Source organism: Citrobacter enshiensis, assembly GCF_029338175.1.
In the GTDB taxonomy this organism is placed as follows: domain Bacteria; phylum Pseudomonadota; class Gammaproteobacteria; order Enterobacterales; family Enterobacteriaceae; genus Citrobacter_D; species Citrobacter_D enshiensis.
The window spans coordinates 980,331-1,001,202 of record NZ_CP119862.1 but is presented as its reverse complement, the minus strand read 5'-3'; the positions used below and the strand labels follow the sequence as shown (position 1 = coordinate 1,001,202).

Annotated in this window: 23 protein-coding genes and 1 pseudogene; 5 read left to right on the top strand and 19 right to left on the bottom strand. The window is 52.6% G+C overall.

Annotated features, from left to right (window positions below; all coding sequences use genetic code 11):
- Positions 1-3: 3 nt before the first annotated feature.
- Genes tssK through P2W74_RS04800 form a run of 3 tightly spaced genes read right to left on the bottom strand, consistent with a single transcriptional unit; the run spans position 4 to position 2,397 of the window.
- Positions 4-1,347 carry a type VI secretion system baseplate subunit TssK gene (gene tssK / locus P2W74_RS04810; protein WP_276294122.1) on the bottom strand — a complete coding sequence of 448 codons (1,344 nt, stop codon included), beginning with the start codon at positions 1,345-1,347 and terminating at the stop codon, positions 4-6.
- Between the two features lie 28 nt (positions 1,348-1,375).
- Positions 1,376-1,879 (bottom strand): type VI secretion system lipoprotein TssJ, encoded by a 504-nt coding sequence (gene tssJ / locus P2W74_RS04805; protein WP_276294121.1) that lies wholly within the window; start codon positions 1,877-1,879, stop codon positions 1,376-1,378.
- A gap of 23 nt (positions 1,880-1,902) precedes the next feature.
- Positions 1,903-2,397, bottom strand: a complete 495-nt coding sequence (locus P2W74_RS04800; RefSeq protein WP_276294120.1) for an SH3 domain-containing protein — start codon at positions 2,395-2,397, stop codon at positions 1,903-1,905.
- A gap of 889 nt (positions 2,398-3,286) precedes the next feature.
- Between P2W74_RS04800 and P2W74_RS04795 the strand changes: the two genes are divergently transcribed.
- Positions 3,287-3,904 (top strand): Fic/DOC family protein, encoded by a 618-nt coding sequence (locus tag P2W74_RS04795; RefSeq protein ID WP_276294119.1) that lies wholly within the window; start codon positions 3,287-3,289, stop codon positions 3,902-3,904.
- Here P2W74_RS04795 and P2W74_RS04790 read toward each other — a convergent pair.
- Positions 3,901-4,071, bottom strand: a complete 171-nt coding sequence (locus tag P2W74_RS04790; protein ID WP_192613263.1) for a hypothetical protein — start codon at positions 4,069-4,071, stop codon at positions 3,901-3,903. The genes P2W74_RS04795 and P2W74_RS04790 overlap by 4 nt on opposite strands.
- 372 nt (positions 4,072-4,443) lie before the next feature.
- On the opposite strand from P2W74_RS04790, the gene mutS reads away from it, so the two are divergent.
- Both mutS and P2W74_RS04780 read left to right on the top strand, forming a co-directional pair.
- Complete coding sequence (gene mutS, locus P2W74_RS04785; protein ID WP_276294118.1) at positions 4,444-7,005, top strand: DNA mismatch repair protein MutS; 2,562 nt, start codon at positions 4,444-4,446, stop codon at positions 7,003-7,005.
- Between the two features lie 109 nt (positions 7,006-7,114).
- A complete protein-coding gene (locus P2W74_RS04780) occupies positions 7,115-7,969 on the top strand; it encodes a tetratricopeptide repeat protein (RefSeq protein ID WP_276294117.1) in 855 nt (284 codons plus the stop codon).
- Between the two features lie 255 nt (positions 7,970-8,224).
- Here P2W74_RS04780 and P2W74_RS04775 read toward each other — a convergent pair whose 3' ends face one another.
- Complete coding sequence (locus tag P2W74_RS04775) at positions 8,225-8,755, bottom strand: hypothetical protein (protein WP_276294116.1); 531 nt, start codon at positions 8,753-8,755, stop codon at positions 8,225-8,227.
- 93 nt (positions 8,756-8,848) lie between these two features.
- Between P2W74_RS04775 and P2W74_RS04770 the strand changes: the two are divergent.
- Positions 8,849-8,992, top strand: a pseudogene (locus P2W74_RS04770) (protein-serine/threonine phosphatase); the annotation flags it as partial.
- A gap of 40 nt (positions 8,993-9,032) precedes the next feature.
- Here P2W74_RS04770 and P2W74_RS04765 read toward each other — a convergent pair.
- The 3 genes from P2W74_RS04765 to P2W74_RS04755 are packed head-to-tail and all read right to left on the bottom strand — an operon-like array spanning position 9,033 to position 11,300.
- Entirely contained in the window at positions 9,033-9,269 is a 237-nt protein-coding gene (locus P2W74_RS04765) for a non-oxidative hydroxyarylic acid decarboxylases subunit D (protein WP_276295126.1), read from the bottom strand.
- Positions 9,270-9,279: 10 nt separating this feature from the next.
- Positions 9,280-10,707, bottom strand: a complete 1,428-nt coding sequence (locus P2W74_RS04760) for a non-oxidative hydroxyarylic acid decarboxylases subunit C (protein WP_276294115.1) — start codon at positions 10,705-10,707, stop codon at positions 9,280-9,282.
- A complete protein-coding gene (locus P2W74_RS04755; protein ID WP_276294114.1) occupies positions 10,707-11,300 on the bottom strand; it encodes a non-oxidative hydroxyarylic acid decarboxylases subunit B in 594 nt (197 codons plus the stop codon). Before P2W74_RS04755 ends, P2W74_RS04760 begins: the two co-directional genes overlap by 1 nt.
- 170 nt (positions 11,301-11,470) lie before the next feature.
- On the opposite strand from P2W74_RS04755, the gene P2W74_RS04750 reads away from it, so the two are divergent.
- Complete coding sequence (locus P2W74_RS04750; protein ID WP_276294113.1) at positions 11,471-11,875, top strand: MarR family winged helix-turn-helix transcriptional regulator; 405 nt, start codon at positions 11,471-11,473, stop codon at positions 11,873-11,875.
- 125 nt (positions 11,876-12,000) lie between these two features.
- Here P2W74_RS04750 and rpoS read toward each other — a convergent pair whose 3' ends face one another.
- The 11 genes from rpoS to cysN all read right to left on the bottom strand — a co-directional run bounded on the left by rpoS (position 12,001) and on the right by cysN (position 20,868).
- Positions 12,001-12,993 (bottom strand): RNA polymerase sigma factor RpoS, encoded by a 993-nt coding sequence (rpoS, locus tag P2W74_RS04745; protein ID WP_000081498.1) that lies wholly within the window; start codon positions 12,991-12,993, stop codon positions 12,001-12,003.
- Positions 12,994-13,055: 62 nt separating this feature from the next.
- Entirely contained in the window at positions 13,056-14,189 is a 1,134-nt protein-coding gene (gene nlpD / locus P2W74_RS04740; RefSeq protein WP_276294112.1) for a murein hydrolase activator NlpD, read from the bottom strand.
- 140 nt (positions 14,190-14,329) lie between these two features.
- Entirely contained in the window at positions 14,330-14,956 is a 627-nt protein-coding gene (locus P2W74_RS04735) for a protein-L-isoaspartate(D-aspartate) O-methyltransferase (RefSeq protein WP_192613265.1), read from the bottom strand.
- Positions 14,950-15,711: a 5'/3'-nucleotidase SurE gene (surE, locus tag P2W74_RS04730; RefSeq protein ID WP_276294111.1), complete on the bottom strand. Its 762-nt coding sequence runs from the start codon at positions 15,709-15,711 to the stop codon at positions 14,950-14,952. The genes P2W74_RS04735 and surE overlap by 7 nt, the downstream gene beginning before the upstream one ends.
- Positions 15,692-16,741: a tRNA pseudouridine(13) synthase TruD gene (gene truD, locus P2W74_RS04725; RefSeq protein ID WP_276294110.1), complete on the bottom strand. Its 1,050-nt coding sequence runs from the start codon at positions 16,739-16,741 to the stop codon at positions 15,692-15,694. Before truD ends, surE begins: the two co-directional genes overlap by 20 nt.
- On the bottom strand, positions 16,738-17,217 hold the full coding sequence (gene ispF / locus P2W74_RS04720; RefSeq protein WP_003034167.1) for a 2-C-methyl-D-erythritol 2,4-cyclodiphosphate synthase: 480 nt from the start codon (positions 17,215-17,217) through the stop codon (positions 16,738-16,740). Before ispF ends, truD begins: the two co-directional genes overlap by 4 nt.
- The gene (ispD, locus tag P2W74_RS04715; RefSeq protein ID WP_276294109.1) at positions 17,217-17,927 is read right to left on the bottom strand and encodes a 2-C-methyl-D-erythritol 4-phosphate cytidylyltransferase; all 711 of its coding nucleotides are present in this window, start codon (positions 17,925-17,927) and stop codon (positions 17,217-17,219) included. Before ispD ends, ispF begins: the two co-directional genes overlap by 1 nt.
- Before the next feature lie 17 nt (positions 17,928-17,944).
- Positions 17,945-18,256 (bottom strand): cell division protein FtsB, encoded by a 312-nt coding sequence (gene ftsB, locus P2W74_RS04710; RefSeq protein ID WP_276294108.1) that lies wholly within the window; start codon positions 18,254-18,256, stop codon positions 17,945-17,947.
- Positions 18,257-18,462: 206 nt separating this feature from the next.
- Positions 18,463-18,786 (bottom strand): DUF3561 family protein, encoded by a 324-nt coding sequence (locus P2W74_RS04705; RefSeq protein ID WP_276294107.1) that lies wholly within the window; start codon positions 18,784-18,786, stop codon positions 18,463-18,465.
- Between the two features lie 49 nt (positions 18,787-18,835).
- A complete protein-coding gene (cysC, locus tag P2W74_RS04700; protein ID WP_276294106.1) occupies positions 18,836-19,441 on the bottom strand; it encodes an adenylyl-sulfate kinase in 606 nt (201 codons plus the stop codon).
- Complete coding sequence (gene cysN, locus P2W74_RS04695) at positions 19,441-20,868, bottom strand: sulfate adenylyltransferase subunit CysN (RefSeq protein WP_276294105.1); 1,428 nt, start codon at positions 20,866-20,868, stop codon at positions 19,441-19,443. Before cysN ends, cysC begins: the two co-directional genes overlap by 1 nt.
- Positions 20,869-20,872 lie beyond the last annotated feature (4 nt).

Here is a 20,872-nt window from a genome sequence, read left to right as displayed (position 1 = left end):
TTATTATTCTGTCGGGCTACGGATGGCCCAAAACTCCATATCGAGTCCCGGAAACTCCCCCGCAAGATGCAGGGCGAACGCGCCGGACTTATCCATCTCGTTCCACAGTTCTCCCCCCTTTTCCAGCTCGAAGTAGCTGTAGCCAGCGTGCCAGGGGATCTGCGGCGGCGCGACGGGCATAGCGCGCAGCATAATGCCCGGCAACTGAAGCTGAACCAGATCGCGGATTTTGGAGACGGGCGCCACTTTCATTTGCGCAGGGAAATGGGTTTGCAGCTGCTCGCCCGGCACGTTGGCTTTAACGGCCAGCACGAAACCAAACTCACGCACCATGCTCGTTTCCGGTACGGTGGCAATATTCAGGCCGTGGGAGCGTTCGTTGAGCGGCAGCTGAATCGCATGGTCTTCCATCACCAGCGACAGCCCCTGGCGGAGCATCAGCATCAGTTTGCTAAAGCAGCCCGCCAGGTCGTCATGATCGTACACGGGCAGTACGCTTTCTGCGGTGCGTTGCGACGTCCAGGTAGCGAGTTCGGTGGCAAACGGCAGCCAGCTGCGCCAGAGCGTTTCCGGGTGCAGCAGCGGGAGCGTTTTGAAATGCGACACTTCGCCCAAGTGGCGATTCACCAGCGAAAGCAGCGTAAATTCAATCAGTTCAGACGTGTTAAAGCGCCCAGGCTGGCGCAAACGACCGCCAATCTGCTGGCTGCGCTGAACCAGCAAACCGTGGAGATCGTTAATCATGCTGTAAAGCGGCGGGCTGTTGTTGGCATTCAGCATCGGCGGGATGTAGCTGTTATCCAGCCGCACGTGATTGTCGTTACGCTTCTCGGTGGCGAACGCCACGCCGATAGCGGTCCATTCTGCCGTCAGATCTTTTTCCAGCATCAATTTCAGACGCAGCCGACCAAACTGTACCGTGGCGTCGCCTACCGACATCGCGTTATCGTCTTCAACGTCTTGCTCATAGGCCATGAAGCGCGCCAGCGAAGCATGCTCTTCACTAAAGATGACTTCTTCACGCTCACCCCGGCGAACCGGCAATGCCAGCACGACCTTTTCATTGGTGAGGTTGTCAGGGATTTTCAGCGGCGGCGGCGCGTTGCGGCCAGTGCGCAGGTGGAAAAAGGTGCCGTCGGGAAGTAGCCCGCTCGCGTAGCTCAGCGCAATGCATCCCTGACGAAGCATCGCCTCGTCCAGTTCAACATCGAGAAATCCCCACAGATACGATCGTTGCAGCGCTCCCCATTCACGCACGTGGTTGAGCAGGTAACTTTCTGTCCGCTGAAAATGGTGTGGACGCAGAAACATCCCTTCGGTCCAGACGACCTTTTCTGCTTTCGTCATGATGATGTGATTCCTGTTATGAAGCGCGTTACTGGCTGATGACCCGGATCCCGTTTACATCAAGAAAGACGCTGGCCTGCAGTTCGTCTGCGGACCCTTTCCAGAACGGGTAAAGATGATTTTCGCCAGGGACAGGCAACGGGAGAGAGACGCGCCACTTTTTTCCATCCAGCATCTGGTATTCCGCCATCACGCCGATGTAGCGTGCTTCAGGCGAGCTTTGTCCGCTCAGGGTTTTCGAAAGCTGGCCGGGCATCAGAAAGAACACATCGCTGTTAAGCAGATTCGCGCCAAGCGTGGCCGACGCGTTGTTCTGTAGGGAATAAAAGTCGCTGGACATGAAATCCGCATCGGATTTCAGCAGCAGCACTCTCACTTTGAGCGGCGCCGAATCATTGATTTGCGGATGGGCCTGAAACTGCAGATTGTAGCGGGAGGGATCGCTGTGTGAAGACGATGAACAACCGCTAACCAGGGTGAATAGCACCACGAAAAACGCCAACCACATCCTGTGAAAATTTTTATTATTCATAAAAATAAGCTCGTGAAGCCCGTTTAGTTCAGGATCCAGGTCCCGTTGGCGCTGTCTTTGCAGGCTTTGCTGTTACCGTCCACGTCTACGCAGGTCGTTTTCTTACGCGCTTTCGGCCGCATGGCCTGCTTACGTACCGTCGCGTCATACTGGTCGGCCTTAATCACGGCCCGCATTGGCACATAACCGATCAACTGATCGTTGCCCTCGTCGGCGAGCGCCATCCAGAAGGACTCTACCTGTCCCAGTACCGTGTAGGTTTTACCGGTCTCAAGGGTACGGATGACTTTTCCGCTGTAGTCTGGGCGGCTCATCAGAGAAGCCGGATACATTGCGCGATAAGGTTCGTTCACTGGCGTAAATTCCGCAGGCGGAACAACAACATGTCGGTGGGTTAACGTGACACCATTCACCTGGCTGGTCACGATGGTATCGTCGGTAATCACAGGTTTCTGCGGCGCTTTACAGCCCGCCACTGCCATTACAAACAGAAGTGAAAACAGTACGCGCATTTTCATATGCTTTTCCGTAGCGATATTTAGATAATGATCAATATGAGAGGTGAATTTGATTTGAATGCGATCGCTAAGAATATTCCAGACATTTTATGAGTGTTACTATTCTTTGGGTATAGCTACCGCAAAAGCCTTACAGAATAAGGCCCGATTTCATCCTGAATTTTTTAACAAACAGGAAACAAGTTTACATAAGCTTTTCGTCAATTCAATATTATCCGGCCATTCCCCACCATAATTAGAGGGTTTAAGGCTATTATAGGATTAATCCTGGCAAAGGTTTTTAAAAGGTCTTCTTTGTCTTGTTAGATTCAACAAAAACAACTCATCACATTGATTTATAATCAATAAAATTAAATACACAATAAATTTCATTACCCCATCCCAGCAATCACTTCTACTACCATAATTAGTAGAATTACCCATTATGGTGGCTAAAGAATATATTTCAAATGAACCGTTTGTTGCATTTTAAGGACATGTTTAATTCTTGCTTCAATTATTATTAATGCAATTGGAATTAATAGTCAGCGATATTAATTTTGCGGCTTGAAATAACATCATACTATGGCGAAATGTTTCCCGATGCAGCGGTGTACCGCGAGATGCAGATTATTAATCCGGGTCAATTAACCCGTAAATCGGGCGGGGGGAACGGCTATGGACATCACAAGCCAATGACTTCAATAGCAAATTTAGATTTTAAATCTCCCATGGTGCATTGTTCTGTTAATACTGATTTTTAACGATTTTTTCTATTAAAACAGAAAACTATATTTTAACCGGAGATCTTGTAACTATCTGATTATGAAAAATTGTTGTCCTACTCGTCCAGCGTTATAATTTTCTTGTTTTCCAACGATCTCTTCCCCCATTAACGCAGGATGTTCCCATGAGCCGATACCATGTCTCCGGTAGTGAAGGACTGTATGAGAAAAACTCTGGTGAGCAAATTCTGGCAAACAAGCTGGGGATTACTCATTCTGATGAGATGGATGAGGCAGAACTTGTCCTGTTAGAACAACTCTATCGGTTTGTTTTTGAAGAGCAGTTTCCACAAGGACAGCTCACCATTGCTCTGCTGAAAAACTGGCACCGCCGCTGGCTGGGGAACATCTACGAGTGGGCTGGGCAAGAGAGAGCGGTAAACATCAGCAAGGGCAGCTTTATGTTCGCCCCCTCTGCACAGTTGCCAAAGCTACTACACGAATTCGACACTAAGTACCTGGCCCGATATACACCCTGTACCGACATGAGCAAGGAACAACTCATTGAGGCTATTGCTGTAACCCATGTAGAGTTGATACTCATCCATCCATTCAGGGAAGGCAACGGACGTTTATCGCGACTTTTAGCCGATGTGATGGCGGTTCAGGGAGGATACAAACCACTGGATTATCAAAGTTGGGAGCAAAACAAAGCCAAATACATTTCGGCTATCCATGCAGGTATGTCGATGGACTACAACCCAATGTGCTATTGGGTCAAAACGGCGTTGCGCAGTGACTAAACGGCAAGGCGAAGATGGGCGAATTTTTTGCGCGTAGCTTCAAGCGAAGCTTCGATCTTCTCAGAGGATTGACCCGTTTCAACTGCGGTTGACGTAGCTACCGAGCGAACGATGTCGGCACGAGACGGCTTAACATAATACGCCTGCGTTTTTTTGCTATTGCTCATCGCGGTTCCTCAGCTATCGAATGTGTAATCTATAACCATTATACCAAGGTTTCTACACGACTTCATATAATCTGATGGTCAGTTGTAGGGCGGTTGTTCCGGTAAAAGAAAGACACAACTCCGGTTGTACCGCGAGAAATGTACAAGATCCGATTTTCGCTTATCACCTGACATCATCATTTCTGGCGTTTTAAACGACAGAGGCTCTGCCTCTTGTTTTCCTGCCATAAAGAGTCCGTTATCATGCTCTCTATGTAGCCATGAACAGATAATGCAGACGTTCATGAGATCCAATGAGACGCCGTGAAACTTAATGAGAACAACAAAAATCACTCACTCATTAAAATTAAAGAAAATGGACATCACAAACCAATGACTTCAATAGCAAATTTAGATTCTCATACCCCCATGATGCAGCAGTATCTCAAGCTGAAAGCACAGCATCCGGAGATCCTGCTGTTCTATCGCATGGGCGATTTTTACGAACTGTTTTATGACGATGCTAAGCGTGCGTCTCAACTGCTCGACATCTCGCTGACTAAACGCGGCGCCTCTGCGGGCGAACCTATCCCGATGGCGGGCATCCCGCATCATGCGGTCGAAAACTACCTCGCCAAATTGGTCAATCAGGGCGAGTCCGTGGCGATTTGCGAACAGATTGGCGATCCGGCGACCAGCAAAGGCCCGGTTGAGCGCAAGGTCGTACGTATTGTTACGCCAGGCACCATCAGTGATGAAGCGTTGTTGCAGGAACGTCAGGACAATCTGTTGGCTGCTATCTGGCAAGACGGTAAAGGCTACGGTTACGCCACGCTGGATATCAGTTCCGGACGTTTTCGCGTAAGCGAACCCGCCGATCGTGAAACCATGGCCGCAGAGTTACAACGCACCAACCCCGCCGAACTGCTCTACGCGGAAGATTTCGCTGAAACCACGCTGATTGAAGGCCGTCGCGGCCTGCGTCGCCGTCCGCTGTGGGAATTTGAAATCGATACCGCTCGCCAGCAGCTGAACCTGCAATTTGGTACGCGGGATTTGATCGGTTTTGGCGTCGAGAACGCCCCGCGCGGATTATGCGCCGCGGGCTGTCTGTTGCAGTACGTGAAGGATACCCAGCGCACATCGCTGCCGCACATTCGTTCCATCACCATGGAACGCCAGCAGGACAGCATCATCATGGATGCGGCCACACGCCGCAACCTGGAGATCACGCAAAACCTGGCAGGAGGCGTGGAAAATACGCTGGCTTCCGTACTTGATTGCACCGTCACCCCGATGGGCAGTCGAATGCTCAAGCGCTGGCTGCATATGCCGGTGCGCGACACCAAAATTCTGACCGAACGACAGCAAACCATTGGCGCGTTGCAGGATGCCACCAGCGAACTGCAACCCGTACTGCGGCAGGTTGGCGATCTGGAACGTATTCTCGCCCGTCTGGCGCTGCGAACCGCCCGCCCTCGAGATCTCGCCCGCATGCGTCACGCCTTCCAGCAGTTGCCGGAACTGCGCGCGCAGCTAGAAACGGTGAACAGAGATCCCGTACAGATGCTGCGTGAAAAAATGGGCGAATTTACGGAGCTACGCGAGCTGCTGGAACGGGCGATTGTCGATGCGCCACCGGTGCTGGTGCGCGACGGCGGCGTCATTGCTCCGGGTTACAATGAAGAGCTGGACGAGTGGCGTGCGCTGGCAGATGGCGCAACCGACTATCTCGACCGACTGGAAATTCGCGAGCGCGAGCGTACCGGCCTGGATACCCTGAAAGTCGGCTATAACGCGGTGCACGGTTATTACATTCAGATCAGCCGTGGCCAGAGCCACCTCGCGCCAATTAACTATGTGCGTCGCCAGACGCTGAAGAACGCCGAGCGCTACATTATCCCAGAGCTGAAAGAGTACGAAGACAAAGTTCTCACCTCCAAAGGCAAAGCGCTGGCGCTGGAAAAACAGCTGTATGACGAGCTGTTTGACCTGCTGTTACCGCATCTGGACGTGTTGCAGCAGAGCGCCAATGCGCTTGCTGAGCTGGACGTCCTGATAAATCTCGCCGAGCGCGCGTATACACTGAATTACACCTGCCCAACCTTTACGGATAAACCGGGCATTCGGATTATCGAAGGTCGCCATCCGGTGGTGGAACAGGTGCTCTCTGAACCGTTTATCGCCAACCCGCTAACCCTCTCTCCACAGCGTCGGATGTTGATCATTACCGGCCCCAACATGGGCGGTAAAAGTACCTATATGCGTCAAACTGCGCTGATTGCGTTGCTGGCCTACATCGGCTGTTATGTTCCGGCGCAAAGCGTGGAGATCGGACCTATCGACCGTATCTTCACCCGCGTCGGCGCAGCAGACGATCTGGCTTCCGGTCGCTCAACCTTTATGGTGGAGATGACCGAAACCGCCAATATCCTGCACAACGCCACTGAAAACAGCCTGGTGTTGATGGATGAGATTGGTCGCGGCACCTCCACCTACGACGGCCTGTCGCTGGCGTGGGCCTGTGCAGAAAATCTGGCAAACAAAATCAAAGCGTTGACGTTGTTTGCCACCCACTACTTCGAACTGACTCAGTTGCCGGAGAAAATGGAGGGCGTCGCCAACGTCCATCTGGATGCGCTGGAGCACGGTGAAACCATCGCGTTTATGCACAGCGTGCAGGATGGCGCAGCCAGCAAGAGCTACGGCCTGGCGGTTGCCGCGCTGGCGGGCGTGCCGAAAGAGGTGATTAAACGCGCACGCCAGAAGCTACGCGAGCTGGAAAGCATTTCGCCGAATGCCGCCGCCACGCAGGTAGACGGTACGCAGATGTCTCTGCTGTCAGTCCCGGAAGAGACCTCCCCTGCCGTTGAGGCGCTGGAGAACCTCGACCCGGATTCCCTGACGCCACGCCAGGCGCTGGAGTGGATTTATCGGTTAAAGAGCTTGGTGTAATTGTGTTGTCCCCGATGTTTTTTAGCCATTGGGGACAATTGATTATTTTTGACAAATAATAGGTGGCGTATAATAAAGAATGTAATTCAACGAAGCATTCAAAATACATATGAAAAAAATAATTCTATTTGCACTATTAATTCTTCAAATCCCCATTACAGGCTATTCTGCAGCGGCCCCATCGATTGACGATCTTATTCAGGCTGAAAAGCGCTACTCTCAAACTAAACAAGATATCCTGAGCGATACCATCACCAAAGCGCAGAGCGGTGATATCGAATCACAAAAAGTGTTAGGTCTTTTATACAACGAAGGCACTACCGGTGTCATAAACCGCGATAAAGCGATTTACTGGTTCAATCTTGCGGCAAATCGGGGTGATGCGGCAGCGGAATTTTATTTAGGACTGATATCCCAAAAAGGGGATAAAAACACGCCCCCTGACTATCAAAATGCGATCACCTGGTACGAGAAAGCGGCAAATCAAGGTAATATTCAGGCACAGGTGAACTGCGCAAACATCTACCAATTTGGTCCAAAGGAATTCCAGAATCTTGATAAGGCAAAGTTCTGGTTAACCAAAGCAGCGGAAAAGGGCGATCCTATTGCTCATGCCAACTTAGGAATTATCGCATCTGTTGCAGAAAATTATGAAGAAGCGGCCTCGCACCTGAAATTTGCCGCCGAAAAAGGTGATAGAATTGGACAGTATAATTATGGAACGCTTTTTTTAGCAGGCAGTGGTGTACCCGAAGATATGCAACAGGCTAAGTACTGGTTTGAAAAATCGGCCGCTCAAAACTTACCTGATGCACAAATTTCACTAGGTCGAATCTACGCCTGGGGTTTTGATGTCAAAGGTGTTGATAAAGAAAAAGCATTATACTGGTTAAATAAAGCCAAAGCAGAGGGCGCAATCTCTGACGAGAAAATTAATGCCATCATGGCAAAGAAACTGGATTAACGTCCTGGCCCCGATGTATTTTTAATGTCAGCTATCAGAAAAATAGATACACAGAGTTATCGCCATATACGGGTAACCGGTGATTGATTATAAGCCTGCGCATGATAACGCATGCTGATTACCCTTTGCCTGATGCGCTTTGCTTATCAGGCCTACCCACTCCTGTCGGTTGCCCACCGGGTGGCATTACCGGTAGAAGAGTCTGGTATAATAACGCTATGCCCGGCAGCGCAACATTGCCGGGCATATCAATGTTTATTTCCCGAGCAAATGGCAATACAGAGTCACTTCCTCTTCTACTGCCGGGTATTTCACTTTTCCTGTGTAGTCAGGGAAATGCGTAAAGGTGATATTCTCAAAGGAGTAATAGAACGGTGCCATATTGCGTACCTCCTTGACCAGTGCGGCCTCCTGCTCTGGCGCTGTCGGGTAAAATACCTGCACACTGTCTGGCTCGATCTCTTCTCTTCCTCCACGGCTTTCCCGAGTAACAACAACAATACTTTCATAACGGATATAGGGAACCTGCGTACCTTGCAGACGAAAATATTGTGTTGTGCGATAGCGCTTTTTATTTTCTTCAGAAGAAAGGACTTTCATTATCGCCCAAGAATCTATTTTATAAACTTTATCATTATTCTTTAGATTAAAAGAAGCCGAGCACTTCAATACATCACCAACTTCTATTATTTTATCAAACCGATTTATCTCTTCTATTGATGCGGCATCCGCGAAAAATACTAAAAAACAACTTATCAGCAGAAAAGTACAACAATGTCTGAGCATATCCCATCATCCTATTCATGGTATGCGGATCCAAATAATTAAATAACCCTACAGGGTATAATAACACCTCATATAAAAGTTGAGTTTACGCTAATGTCCGCCGTTCGTTATCAAAAAATAGATGCACATAGCTATCGTCATATATGGGTAGCTGGTAACATTCACGATAACTATTAATTATTGCAAGCGCGCCTGCATGCGCTCAATTTTCGCACCGAAACAGACCTGCTTATTTCCCAGGCCGGGTAAGGCGAAGCCGTCACCCGGCACTGTTTTATTAGCGCTTATCCTCCGCCAGCAGCGGCGGAATGCTCGGCACCATCGGCGCATCATCAATATCTTTTTGCGTCATCCGGAACGCTTCTGGATAGTGTTCGCGGCTGGTGCGGCGCAGCGGTTCGGTATCACGCCAGGTATAGAGGCAGTGCTGGCACTGGTAAACCGTCCATACACCTTTCACCGGCGATGTCGCCATCACTTCAATCTGTTCATCAGCACAACGTGGGCAAATCATCATCTTCTCCTTATTTGCGTGCGGCCAGCATGGCGGTCAGTTTTTCAGCCCAGGCTTTGGTTTCCGGTAAATCCACCACCGGCTGGCTATAGTGACCACGCTTGTCCGGCGCGACCGGCGTGGTGGCGTCGATAATCAGTTTGTCGGTGATCCCCGCCGGGCTGGAGCCGGGGTCAAGTTCCAGCACCGACATATTCGGCAACTGCACCAGGTCGCCCGCCGGATTCACTTTCGAGGAGAGCGCCCACATCACCTGCGGCAGGTTAAACGGATCAACGTCTTCATCGACCATGATCACCATTTTCACGTAACCCAGACCATGCGGCGTGGTCATTGCGCGCAGGCCAACCGCGCGGGCAAAACCACCGTAGCGTTTTTTGGTGGAAATAATCGCCAACAGGCCGTGGGTATACATGGCGTTTACCGCCTGCACTTCCGGGAATTCGGCTTTCAGTTGCTGGTAGAGCGGTACACAGGTGGCCGGTCCCATCAGGTAGTCAATTTCGGTCCACGGCATGCCGAGATAGAGCGATTCAAAAATCGGTTTCGTGCGATAAGAGACTTTATCGATGCGCACCACCGTCATGTTGCGCCCGCCGGAGTAGTGCCCGGTAAATTCGCCGAACGGTCCTTCGATTTCGCGTTTGCGGCTTTCGATGACACCTTCGAGAATGACTTCTGACCCCCACGGCACATCAAAACCGGTCAGCGGTGCGGTGGCGATCGGGTACGGGCTTTCACGCAGCGCGCCCGCCATTTCGTACTCGGACTGATCGTATTTCAGCGGCGTCGCGCCCATCAGGGTGATGATCGGATCGTTACCCAGCGTAATCGCGATGGGCAGATCTTCGCCGCGCTCTTCCGCTTTATGCAGGTGCAGGGCGATATCGTGCATCGGCACCGGTTGCAGGCCGAGCTTACGTTTGCCCTTCACTTCCATGCGGTAGATACCGACGTTTTGCTTGCCGAAATGTTCAGGATCAAGCGGGTCGCGGGACACCACGCAGGCTTTATCGAGATAAAAACCGCCGTCGCCGTCGTTTAAACGAAACAGCGGCAGAATATCGAACAGATTAATCTCTTCGCCGTCGACGGTATTCTCGGCCCACGCCGGGTTAGCGCGACGCTCCGGCGCAATGGGGAAGTTATCCCAGCGGCGGATAAACTCATCAATCTGCTTTTTGACTGGAGTATTGGGCGGCAGGCCGAGAGAAATCGCGTGGTTGTGCCAGGAACCGATAGTGTTCATTGCGACGCGAGCGTCGGTAAAACCGCGAATGTTATCAAACCACAGCGCCGGAGCACCGTCGCCAATACGCCCGGTGGCGTTAGCGGCAGCGGCCAGGTCCGGCTCGGCGTTGACCTCCTCGCTGATTTTCAGCAACTGCCCGTGGTCATCGAGCGCCTGTAAAAAGCTGCGCAAATCATCAAATGCCATTATTCGTCCTCCTGAGAAAAATTCAGTGTCTGCTGCAATCCTTGCCAGCGCCTGGTGTGCGGGTGTTTAAGGCCAAATTGATCCAGCACGCGTGCCACGATGTGCTGTGTGATGTCATCAACGCTTTGTGGATGGTTGTAGAACGCGGGCATGGGCGGCACCATCGCCACCCCCATGCGCGAAAGTGCGAGCATGTTTTCCAGATGAAGAGTGCTGAGCGGCATTTCGCGCGGCACCAGCACCAGCTTGCGCCCCTCTTTCAGCACTACGTCGGCAGCGCGCCCCACCAGGCCATCGGCGTAACCGGCGCGAATCCCCGCCAGCGTTTTCATGCTGCACGGAATGACAATCATGCCGTCGGTGTGGAATGAACCAGATGAAATGGTTGCCGCCTGGTCCGTGGGGCTGTAGCGATAATCGGCTAATGCAGCAACCTCGCGGGCGCTCCAGGGCGTTTCCAGCGCAATGGTGGTTTTCGCCCACGTCGACATCACCAGGTGGGTTTCAACATCTGGCATCTCGCGCAGCACCTGAAGTAGCGCGACGCCGAGCGGTGCCCCCGTGGCGCCAGTCATTCCAACAATCAGTCTCATTCATCGCCTCAATATTTGTTCGCATACGAACGTTTCGGATAAAATACGCCTGAGATATCGTCACGACAAGTCGCAGCGTAACGCGCCGCACTGAACGCTTAAAAATTCCCGCATTAAAAAACCGGCTGGAACCCGTTATGATAGACGCAGACAGTCATCCCGGAGTTCTCATGGAGTTACGAAACAAAGCGTTTCACCTGCTACGTCAGCTTTTTCAGCAACATACTGCTCGCTGGCAGCATGAATTGCCGGAGCTGACCAAACCTCAGTATGCGGTGATGCGTGCTATTGCGGAGCGCCCCGGCATTGAGCAGGTCGCCTTAATGGAAGCCGCGGTCAGTACCAAAGCGACGCTGGCAGAGATGCTCAGCCGGATGGAAAACAGGGGTCTGGTGAAGCGGGAAAACGATCCTCAGGATAAGCGGCGTCGTTTTGTGCATCTGACGACAGAAGGGGCAGCATTACTGGCGAGCGTTACGCCGCTGGGAAATCGCGTTGATGAGGAGTTTCTGGGCCGTTTAAGTGATGAAGAGCGCGAGCAATTTACGCGGCTGGTCAGGAAGATGATGGGGTGATTCCGGGTAACATTGCCTGATGGCGCTTCGCTTATCAGGCCCACAACCGCTTCGCGTCATACCTGGCGCACGCAAAAGAAAAAAGCCAGCCTCAATGAGACTGGCCTTTCTTGATAGAACTTTGCTTACTCGCGGAACAGCGCTTCGATATTCAGCCCCTGAGTCTGCAGGATTTCACGCAGACGACGCAGGCCTTCAACCTGAATCTGACGAACACGTTCACGCGTGAGGCCAATTTCACGACCCACATCTTCCAGTGTCGCAGCTTCATATCCCAGCAGACCGAAACGACGTGCCAGCACTTCACGCTGTTTGGCGTTCAGTTCAAACAGCCATTTGACGATACTTTGTTTCATATCATCATCTTGCGTGGTGTCTTCCGGCCCGTTTTCCTTTTCATCGGCCAGAATATCCAGCAACGCTTTTTCGGAATCGCCACCCAACGGGGTGTCTACCGAGGTAATGCGCTCGTTAAGACGAAGCATACGGCTGACGTCATCAACCGGTTTATCCAGTTGCTCTGCAATCTCTTCTGCACTCGGTTCGTGGTCCAGTTTATGCGACAACTCACGCGCAGTACGCAGATAGACGTTCAGCTCTTTAACAATGTGAATCGGCAGTCGAATCGTACGGGTTTGGTTCATAATCGCCCGTTCAATCGTCTGGCGGATCCACCAGGTTGCGTATGTTGAGAAGCGGAACCCACGCTCAGGGTCGAACTTCTCGACGGCACGGATAAGTCCCAGATTGCCCTCTTCAATCAGATCCAGCAATGCCAGACCGCGATTGCCATAACGGCGGGCAATTTTCACCACCAGACGCAGGTTACTTTCAATCATCCGACGGCGAGAGGCAACATCTCCACGCAGTGCGCGACGCGCGAAATAAACTTCTTCTTCGGCCGTTAACAGTGGCGAATAACCAATCTCACCAAGGTAAAGCTGAGTCGCGTCCAACACACGCTGTGTAGCACCCTGCGATAACAGCTCTTCTTCAGCCAGGTCGTTATCACTGGGTTCCTCTTCACTCAAGGCTTTTTCATCAAAAGCCTCTACTCCGTTCTCATCAAATTCCGCGTCTTCATTTAAATCATGAACTTTCAGCGTATTCTGACTCATAAGGTGGCTCCTACCCGTGATCCCTTGACGGAACTAGCAAGTGAAAGCCTGGTTCCGACGCTTTATCGCTGCGGTAAATATTGCAGCGGGTTTACGGATTTCCCCTTGTAACGAATTTCAAAATGCAAGCGTGTTGAACTGGTTCCGGTGCTACCCATGGTAGCGATTTTTTGCCCCGCCTTGATGTCTTGTTGTTCCCGGACCAGCATCGTATCGTTATGGGCGTAGGCACTCAGGTAATCATCATTGTGTTTGATGATAATTAAATTACCGTAACCGCGCAGAGCATTACCGGCATACACAACGCGTCCATCTCCGGTCGCGACGATTGCCTGTCCTTTACTGCCTGCAATGTCGATGCCTTTATTGCCACCCTCGGTAGCCGCGAAGTTTTCGATCACTTTGCCGTCCGTCGGCCAGAGCCATTTAGAGATTGGCGCACTGGTAGACATACTGCTTGCAGTCGGTTGGGTTGTGCTCGTTGTTGATGCCGTTACAGGGGCTGTGACAACCGTCCCAGCGGGCTTGTTGTTCGGCAACATTTTATTAGCACTTTGTTCACCTGAGTCCTCAGAATACGTAATTGTCGGTTTGGACGCAACAGCAACGGTGGAATTTTGTGCAGGGTTGGTCACAACTCCTTGCTGTGCTGCATCCGCCTGGGTGATCGCATTTCCACCCGTAATTGGCGCGCCGGATGCATTACCCACCTGAAGCGTTTGTCCTACGTTCAACCCGTAGGGAGCCGCAACGTTGTTGCGCTGAGCAAGGTCACGAAAGTCGTTTCCGGTGATCCAGGCAATATAGAAAAGGGTGTCGCCCTTCTTAACGGTGTAGGTGCTGCCGCCGGTGTAGCTGCCTTTTGGAATGTTCCCGTATTTACGGTTGTAAACAATACGGCCGTTTTCCGTCTGCACGGGCTGTTGCGCGACAGGCTGGATTTGCGCAGGCTGGGTGATCTGAGGCTGCTGCTGCACGGGCTGAATTTGCGGCGTTTGTTGCGTCGTCGCCGTTGTCCCCATTTTGGGCGGAGGCGTGATCAGCATACCTGAATTGGTGCCCGACGGTGCGCCGCCATCAACAGAGTTGACGGGTGCAGGCGGGTTAGAGGTGTTGGTACACCCTGCCAGCCATAGCGAAACCAGTGACAATGCCGCAATGCGGCTAACGGTGAATTTTGGGCTTCCCGCGCTCATTTATCCCCCAGGAAAAATTTGGTTAATAACCAGTGACGTAATAACCGTGCAATGCATCAGGCTGAACACTGGAAAACGTGTTCACCATACGCTTACCCTTTACAAAATAACCAGGAAAAATCCAGGTATTCAGGAATGCGCTATGCCAGTTCGCCTTTGACTAAAGGAACAAAACGAACGGCTTCCACGGTATCGATAATAAATTCGCCTCCCCGACGACGCACCCGTTTCAAATACTGGTGCTCATCACCCACAGGCAAGACGAGAATACCGCCTTCATCCAACTGTGCCATTAACGCAGTGGGAATCTCTGGCGGCGCAGCCGTCACAATGATGGCATCAAACGGGGCACGAGCTTGCCAGCCTTGCCAGCCATCGCCATGACGGGTCGAAACATTGTGTAAGTCGAGCTGCTTCAGACGGCGACGCGCCTGCCATTGCAGCCCTTTGATACGCTCGACGGAGCATACATGGTGCACCAAATGCGCCAGTATCGCCGTCTGGTATCCCGAACCGGTACCTATTTCCAGCACCCGGGATTGCGGCGTCAGTTCCAGTAACTCCGTCATTCGCGCCACCATATATGGCTGCGAAATCGTCTGCCCCTGGCCTATCGGCAATGCAATGTTTTCCCAGGCTTTGTGTTCAAACGCTTCATCAATGAATTTTTCGCGCGGTACTGCGGCAAGTGCGTTCAGCACCAGCTCATCGCGGATCCCCTGAGCGCGCAATTGTTCAAGAAGGGTGTGTACGCGTCTGCTTACCATTGCGTGTCAACTCCCACGCTCTCTAACCACGTTGAAACAACATCATGCGCACTGTATGCGGTTAAATCCACATGCAGCGGCGTAACAGAGACGTATCCTTCATCTACCGCAGCAAAATCGGTGTCCGGACCGGCGTCGCATTTATCGCCTGGCGGGCCAATCCAGTACAACGTATTGCCGCGGGGATCCTGCTGCGGAATCACTTTATCCGCCGGATGGCGGGTGCCGCAACGCGTCACACGAATGCCTTTGATTTGATCCAACGGAAGATCCGGTACGTTGATATTCAGAATGCGGCCGGTTCGCAGAGGTTCACGACGCAGAGCACGCAAAATAGTGCAGGTGATCGCGGCGGCGGTATCGTAATGTTTATGGCCATCCAGTGAGACCGCCAGCGCCGGAAAACCGAGGTGACGTCCTTCCATCGCCGCAGCGACCGTGCCGGAATAGATGACATCATCGCCCAGATTCGGGCCCGCGTTAATTCCTGACACCACGATGTCCGGACGCGGACGCATCAATGCGTTGACCCCGAGATAAACGCAGTCAGTTGGCGTCCCCATTTGTACGGAGATATCACCGTTATCAAAGGTAAATGTGCGAAGCGAAGATTCCAGCGTCAGCGAGTTGGACGCGCCGCTGCGGTTACGATCGGGGGCAACCACCTGTACGTCAGCAAACTCACGCAGGGCTTTTGCCAGCGTTTGTATACCAGGCGCGTGAACCCCATCATCGTTACTCAGCAATATGCGCATAATCACCCAATGTGTTGATAAGTTCCCTTACAACACTGGTGGCAAAACTCCCTGCCGGTAGCCAAAAGCTTAACTCGACGGTTACGTCATCCCACCAGTTCCAGCTTAATTGTTGCGGATACAGCAGCATGGCGCGGCGCGAAGCCTCCACCTTTTCCCGCAACAACAGCGATTGCAGCTCAGTTTCACTGGCGATGGCAGCTTCTTCAAACGCCAGCGCATCACGCTGGGTTCCCCACTCACCGCTGCCAGGTAACGCAGCTGTAATCATTAATTCTTTATCATCGACGCGGCGTTGTAATTCAGCCTGTTCTTCCGTTGTCGCGACAAACCAGCTACCGCGCCCCGCTAATTGTAGCGCATCGCCGTCAACAACTTGATTAAAGTCTGTTTTTTTCAAACGTTCATCGACAATTTGATTAAACAACGCACTGCGGGCTGCCGACAACCAAAAACTGCGTTTATTGCGATCGCGTACCGGTGCATCGCTTTGCGCCCAACGTAGCGCGCCCAGCAGGTTACTGCCGCCAATGCCGAAGCGCTGCGCGCCAAAATAGTTCGGCACACCCCGCTCGCTAATCGCCTGCAGACGCGCTTCAACGTCATCACGATGGCTCACTTCGCGCAGAACCAACGTAAACGCATTGCCTTTCAGCGCACCTAACCGCAGCTTACGCTTGTGGCGGGCGTATTCCAGCACTTTACAACCTTCTAGCTGAAATGCGCTCAGATCGGGCAGGTCTTTGCCCGGGAGGCGCGCGCACAGCCACTGTTCCGTGACCGCGTGTTTGTCTTTCTGCCCGGCAAAGCTGACTTCACGGACATGAATTTTCAGGAACTTTGCCAGCGCGTCAGCCACAAAACGGGTATTGCAGCCGTTTTTGAGAATACGCACCAGAACATGCTCACCTTCCCCGTCTGGCTCGAAGCCTAAATCTTCGATGACCACAAAATCTTCCGGGTTTGCCTTCAACAAACCGCTACCTTGTGGTTTACCGTGGAGGTACGTCAGGTTTTCAAACTGTGTCATTTCGTTGCCTTAATGAGTAGCGCCACCGCTTCACAGGCAATCCCTTCCCCACGCCCGGTAAAGCCGAGTTTTTCCGTGGTGGTCGCTTTAACGTTAACGTCATCCATATGGCAGCCGAGATCTTCGGCAATGAACACGCGCATTTGCGGAATATGCGGCAACATCTTCGGCGCCTGGGCAATGATGGTCACATCCACGTTACCCAGGGTGTAGCCTTTGGCCTGAATGCGACGCCAGGCTTCTCGCAGCAGTTCACGGCTGTCCGCCCCTTTAAAGGCCGGATCGGTGTCAGGGAAAAGTTTACCGATATCCCCCAGCGCCGCCGCCCCTAACAACGCGTCGGTCAACGCATGCAGCGCAACATCGCCATCCGAATGCGCCAGTAACCCTTTTTCATACGGAATACGCACGCCACCAATGATAATTGGGCCAACGCCACCAAAGGCGTGTACGTCAAAACCGTGTCCAATTCGCATTATGCATTCTCCTGGTGGATGGTTCGGGTCAAATAGAATTCAGCCAGCGCCAAATCTTCCGGACGGGTCACTTTAATATTATCAGCGCGTCCTTCAACAAGCGCAGGATGATAACCACAATATTCCAGCGCTGAGGCTTCATCGGTGATGGTCGCGCCTTCATTGAGCGCGCGGGTCAGGCAATCGTGCAACAGCTCGCGAGGGAAAAATTGCGGGGTTAACGCATGCCATAAATCGGTACGCTCCACGGTATGCGCAATGGCCGTTTTACCCGGCTCGGCGCGTTTCATGGTGTCGCGTACTGGCGCGGCAAGGATGCCTCCCGTACGGCTGGTTTCACTGAGGGCGAGCAGGCGGGCGAGATCGTCCTGGTGCAGACAGGGTCTGGCGGCGTCATGTACCAGCACCCACTGCGCTTCACCGACGGCTTGCAACCCGGCGAGCACGGAGTCTGCGCGCTCATTGCCGCCATCGACGACCGTAATCTGCGGATGTTGCGCCAAAGGCAGTTGCGCAAAGCGACTGTCGCCGGGACTGATTGCAATGACAACGCGTGACACCCGGGGATGCGCCAATAGCGCATGAACCGAGTGTTCAAGAATGGTTTTATCACCGATTGAGAGGTACTGCTTAGGACATTCCGTTTGCATCCGACGGCCAAATCCGGCAGCCGGCACCACGGCGCAAACGTCCAAAAAAGTGGCTGCCATGTTAAATCCTTGGCTGTTTATCGATTGTTTTGCCCCGCCGTCTGAGCGCGCTTAGACGCGTCAGGCACCAGACGATAAAAGGTTTCGCCCGGTTTAGTCATACTCAGTTCGTTACGAGCACGCTCTTCGATGGCTTCCTGGCCGCCATTAAGATCGTCAATTTCGGCAAAAAGCTGATCGTTACGCGCTTTGAGCTTCGCATTTGTATCTTGCTGCGCGACGACGTCATCATTGACGCGGCTATAGTCGTGTAAGCCGTTCTTACCGAACCACAGTGAATACTGCAGCCAGACCAGTAAAGCCAGCAACAGCAGCGTTAGTTTACCCATCCTGCCCCCTGAAAAACGGCGCCATCATCCCATAACTTCCTCTGAGACTCTACTCAGAGGGCGGGAATGCCGCGACAACGCGGGCAAATGTACCACATTTATCCCCCGATCCGCACACCTCGAACAGGGAGAACATAATCTAATTGTTGGTTACGGTTTGAATTATGACCACCCGCAGCAGTCATCAAAAAAAGAAGAGGAGCGACCTACCCCAGCAGCCACAGGAACAATGCGCCAAACATCGCGCCGACGGTTAACAAGGTTGAGATAACACTGAACAGCAGCTTGCCTTTCATCAGTGAATGCAGGGCAATGCCTACCACCACGGCAACGGGCATGAGCGCGAGAAAGAAGGGCCAGGTATAAAGAAAGAAAAACAGCGAGTTAGAGCCATAAATGAGGAAAGGGAAACCCAACGCCAGCAACCACGACACGAAACCGACAACGGCCCCGGGTAACGACCAGGTGGTTTCGTCTTCGGCTGTGAACGTATCTGACGTTGTGATAGTAATGTTATGGCTATTACGCATATTTAATCCTGTGACCGTGACGAGCCAGGCACGCAAGCCCGGTAGTGTCTCAGGATCTGATCATATCGCCCTCTCTCAGTAGATCTAATAATTGGCCGACTAAATTTGTTACTAATTGTTCACCATTCAGGTGAATTTCTGGTGATTCAGGCGCTTCGTAAACAGAGTCAATGCCGGTGAAATTGCGCAACTCTCCCGCCCGTGCTTTTTTGTACAACCCTTTCGGATCGCGCGCTTCACAGATCGCCAGGGGGGTATCCACGAAGACTTCGATAAAGCGCCCGCTCCCGACGCGTTCACGTACCGTCTGCCGTTCGGCGCGATGCGGCGAAATAAACGCCGTCAACACCACCAGTCCGGCATCGACCATCAGATTCGCGACTTCGCCCACCCGACGGATGTTCTCTTTGCGATCGGCTTCGCTAAAGCCGAGATCGCTGCACAACCCGTGGCGTACATTGTCGCCATCCAACAGGTAGGTGCTCACACCGCGTTGATGCAGCGCCTCTTCCAGCGCCCCCGCCACCGTGGATTTACCCGAGCCGGAAAGCCCGGTAAACCACAGAACGACACCACGGTGACCGTGGTGTTGCTCACGCTGTTGCGGTGTTACGGGATGCGCATGCCAGACGACGTTTTCGTCATGCAGCGCCATTATTGGCCTCCCAGCAAATCACGCGCACCCCAGTGCGGGAAGTGACGGCGAACCAATGCATTCAGTTCCAGCTCAAACGCGCTGAATTCAGACGGTGTTGAGACAGACTCCGCGAGCGGTTGGCGTACCATGCCTGCTCCGACGGTCACATTACTCAGGCGATCAATAATGATAAGCCCCCCGGTCACCGGGTTTTGCTGATAGCTCTCCAGGGCCAGGGGTTCATCGAAGGTAAAATTCACCAGGCCGATGCCATTCAGCGGCAGGTTTTCTACCTCGCGCTGGGTCAGATGATTGATATCAACCTGATATTGAACATGATCAACACGGGCGCGGGTCTTTTTCCCGGCAATCTTAATATCATAACTCTGCCCCGCCGACAGCGGCTGCTCCGCCATCCATACCACATCAATGGCGGCGCGCTGTACCGCAGGTAATGTTTCGCCGGCATCAAGCAGCAGGTCACCGCGACTGATGTCGATCTCATCCTTCAGCACCAGGGTGATGGCTTCACCCGCATGCGCTTCCAGTAAGTCTCCGTCTAAGGTCACAATGCGCGCCACGCTGGATTCAACGCCGGAGGGCAGCACTTTGATGCGCTGACCAACCTTTACGCTACCCGAGGCGAGTGTTCCGGCGTAACCGCGAAAATCCAGATTCGGGCGGTTCACATACTGCACCGGGAAACGCATCGGCTGGGTATCGACCACGCGCTGAATTTCGACCGTTTCCAGCATTTCCAACAGCGTCGGACCACTGTACCACCGCATGTTCACACTCTGAGATGCCACGTTATCGCCTTCCAGCGCAGAGAGCGGGACAAAGCGAATATCCAGATTGCCCGGCAACTGTTCGGCAAACGTCAGGTAATCTTCACGAATACGGACAAATGTCTCTTCGCTGAAATCCACCAGATCCATTTTGTTGATGGCGACCACCAGGTGTTTGATCCCCAACAACGTAGAGATGAAACTGTGGCGACGGGTCTGATCCAATACCCCTTTACGGGCATCGATCAGTAAGATCGCCAGATCGCAGGTTGAGGCGCCTGTCGCCATATTACGGGTGTACTGCTCATGGCCAGGGGTATCAGCAATGATAAATTTGCGTTTCTCGGTAGAGAAATAGCGGTAGGCCACGTCAATCGTGATCCCCTGCTCGCGCTCGGCCTGCAGGCCATCCACCAGCAACGCCAGATCGAGTTTCTCGCCCTGCGTACCGTGACGTTTGCTGTCATTATGCAGCGAAGAAAGCTGATCTTCATAAATCTGGCGCGTATCGTGCAGCAATCGACCGATCAGCGTACTTTTACCGTCGTCCACGCTACCGCAGGTTAAAAAGCGCAGCAGACTTTTATGTTGTTGGGCGACCATCCAGGCTTCGACGCCGCCTTCATTAGCGATTTGTTGTGCAAGTGCGATGTTCATAGCG

Coding starts and splice junctions, on each gene's coding strand:
- tssK (WP_276294122.1), bottom strand. CDS start 1,347: ATGACGAAAGCAGAAAAGGTCGTCTGGACCGAAGGGATGTTTCTGCGT.
- tssJ (WP_276294121.1), bottom strand. CDS start 1,879: ATGAATAATAAAAATTTTCACAGGATGTGGTTGGCGTTTTTCGTGGTG.
- P2W74_RS04800 (WP_276294120.1), bottom strand. CDS start 2,397: ATGAAAATGCGCGTACTGTTTTCACTTCTGTTTGTAATGGCAGTGGCG.
- P2W74_RS04795 (WP_276294119.1), top strand. CDS start 3,287: ATGAGCCGATACCATGTCTCCGGTAGTGAAGGACTGTATGAGAAAAAC.
- P2W74_RS04790 (WP_192613263.1), bottom strand. CDS start 4,071: ATGAGCAATAGCAAAAAAACGCAGGCGTATTATGTTAAGCCGTCTCGT.
- mutS (WP_276294118.1), top strand. CDS start 4,444: ATGACTTCAATAGCAAATTTAGATTCTCATACCCCCATGATGCAGCAG.
- P2W74_RS04780 (WP_276294117.1), top strand. CDS start 7,115: ATGAAAAAAATAATTCTATTTGCACTATTAATTCTTCAAATCCCCATT.
- P2W74_RS04775 (WP_276294116.1), bottom strand. CDS start 8,755: ATGCTCAGACATTGTTGTACTTTTCTGCTGATAAGTTGTTTTTTAGTA.
- P2W74_RS04765 (WP_276295126.1), bottom strand. CDS start 9,269: ATGATTTGCCCACGTTGTGCTGATGAACAGATTGAAGTGATGGCGACA.
- P2W74_RS04760 (WP_276294115.1), bottom strand. CDS start 10,707: ATGGCATTTGATGATTTGCGCAGCTTTTTACAGGCGCTCGATGACCAC.
- P2W74_RS04755 (WP_276294114.1), bottom strand. CDS start 11,300: ATGAGACTGATTGTTGGAATGACTGGCGCCACGGGGGCACCGCTCGGC.
- P2W74_RS04750 (WP_276294113.1), top strand. CDS start 11,471: ATGGAGTTACGAAACAAAGCGTTTCACCTGCTACGTCAGCTTTTTCAG.
- rpoS (WP_000081498.1), bottom strand. CDS start 12,993: ATGAGTCAGAATACGCTGAAAGTTCATGATTTAAATGAAGACGCGGAA.
- nlpD (WP_276294112.1), bottom strand. CDS start 14,189: ATGAGCGCGGGAAGCCCAAAATTCACCGTTAGCCGCATTGCGGCATTG.
- P2W74_RS04735 (WP_192613265.1), bottom strand. CDS start 14,956: ATGGTAAGCAGACGCGTACACACCCTTCTTGAACAATTGCGCGCTCAG.
- surE (WP_276294111.1), bottom strand. CDS start 15,711: ATGCGCATATTGCTGAGTAACGATGATGGGGTTCACGCGCCTGGTATA.
- truD (WP_276294110.1), bottom strand. CDS start 16,741: ATGACACAGTTTGAAAACCTGACGTACCTCCACGGTAAACCACAAGGT.
- ispF (WP_003034167.1), bottom strand. CDS start 17,217: ATGCGAATTGGACACGGTTTTGACGTACACGCCTTTGGTGGCGTTGGC.
- ispD (WP_276294109.1), bottom strand. CDS start 17,927: ATGGCAGCCACTTTTTTGGACGTTTGCGCCGTGGTGCCGGCTGCCGGA.
- ftsB (WP_276294108.1), bottom strand. CDS start 18,256: ATGGGTAAACTAACGCTGCTGTTGCTGGCTTTACTGGTCTGGCTGCAG.
- P2W74_RS04705 (WP_276294107.1), bottom strand. CDS start 18,786: ATGCGTAATAGCCATAACATTACTATCACAACGTCAGATACGTTCACA.
- cysC (WP_276294106.1), bottom strand. CDS start 19,441: ATGGCGCTGCATGACGAAAACGTCGTCTGGCATGCGCATCCCGTAACA.
- cysN (WP_276294105.1), bottom strand. CDS start 20,868: ATGAACATCGCACTTGCACAACAAATCGCTAATGAAGGCGGCGTCGAA.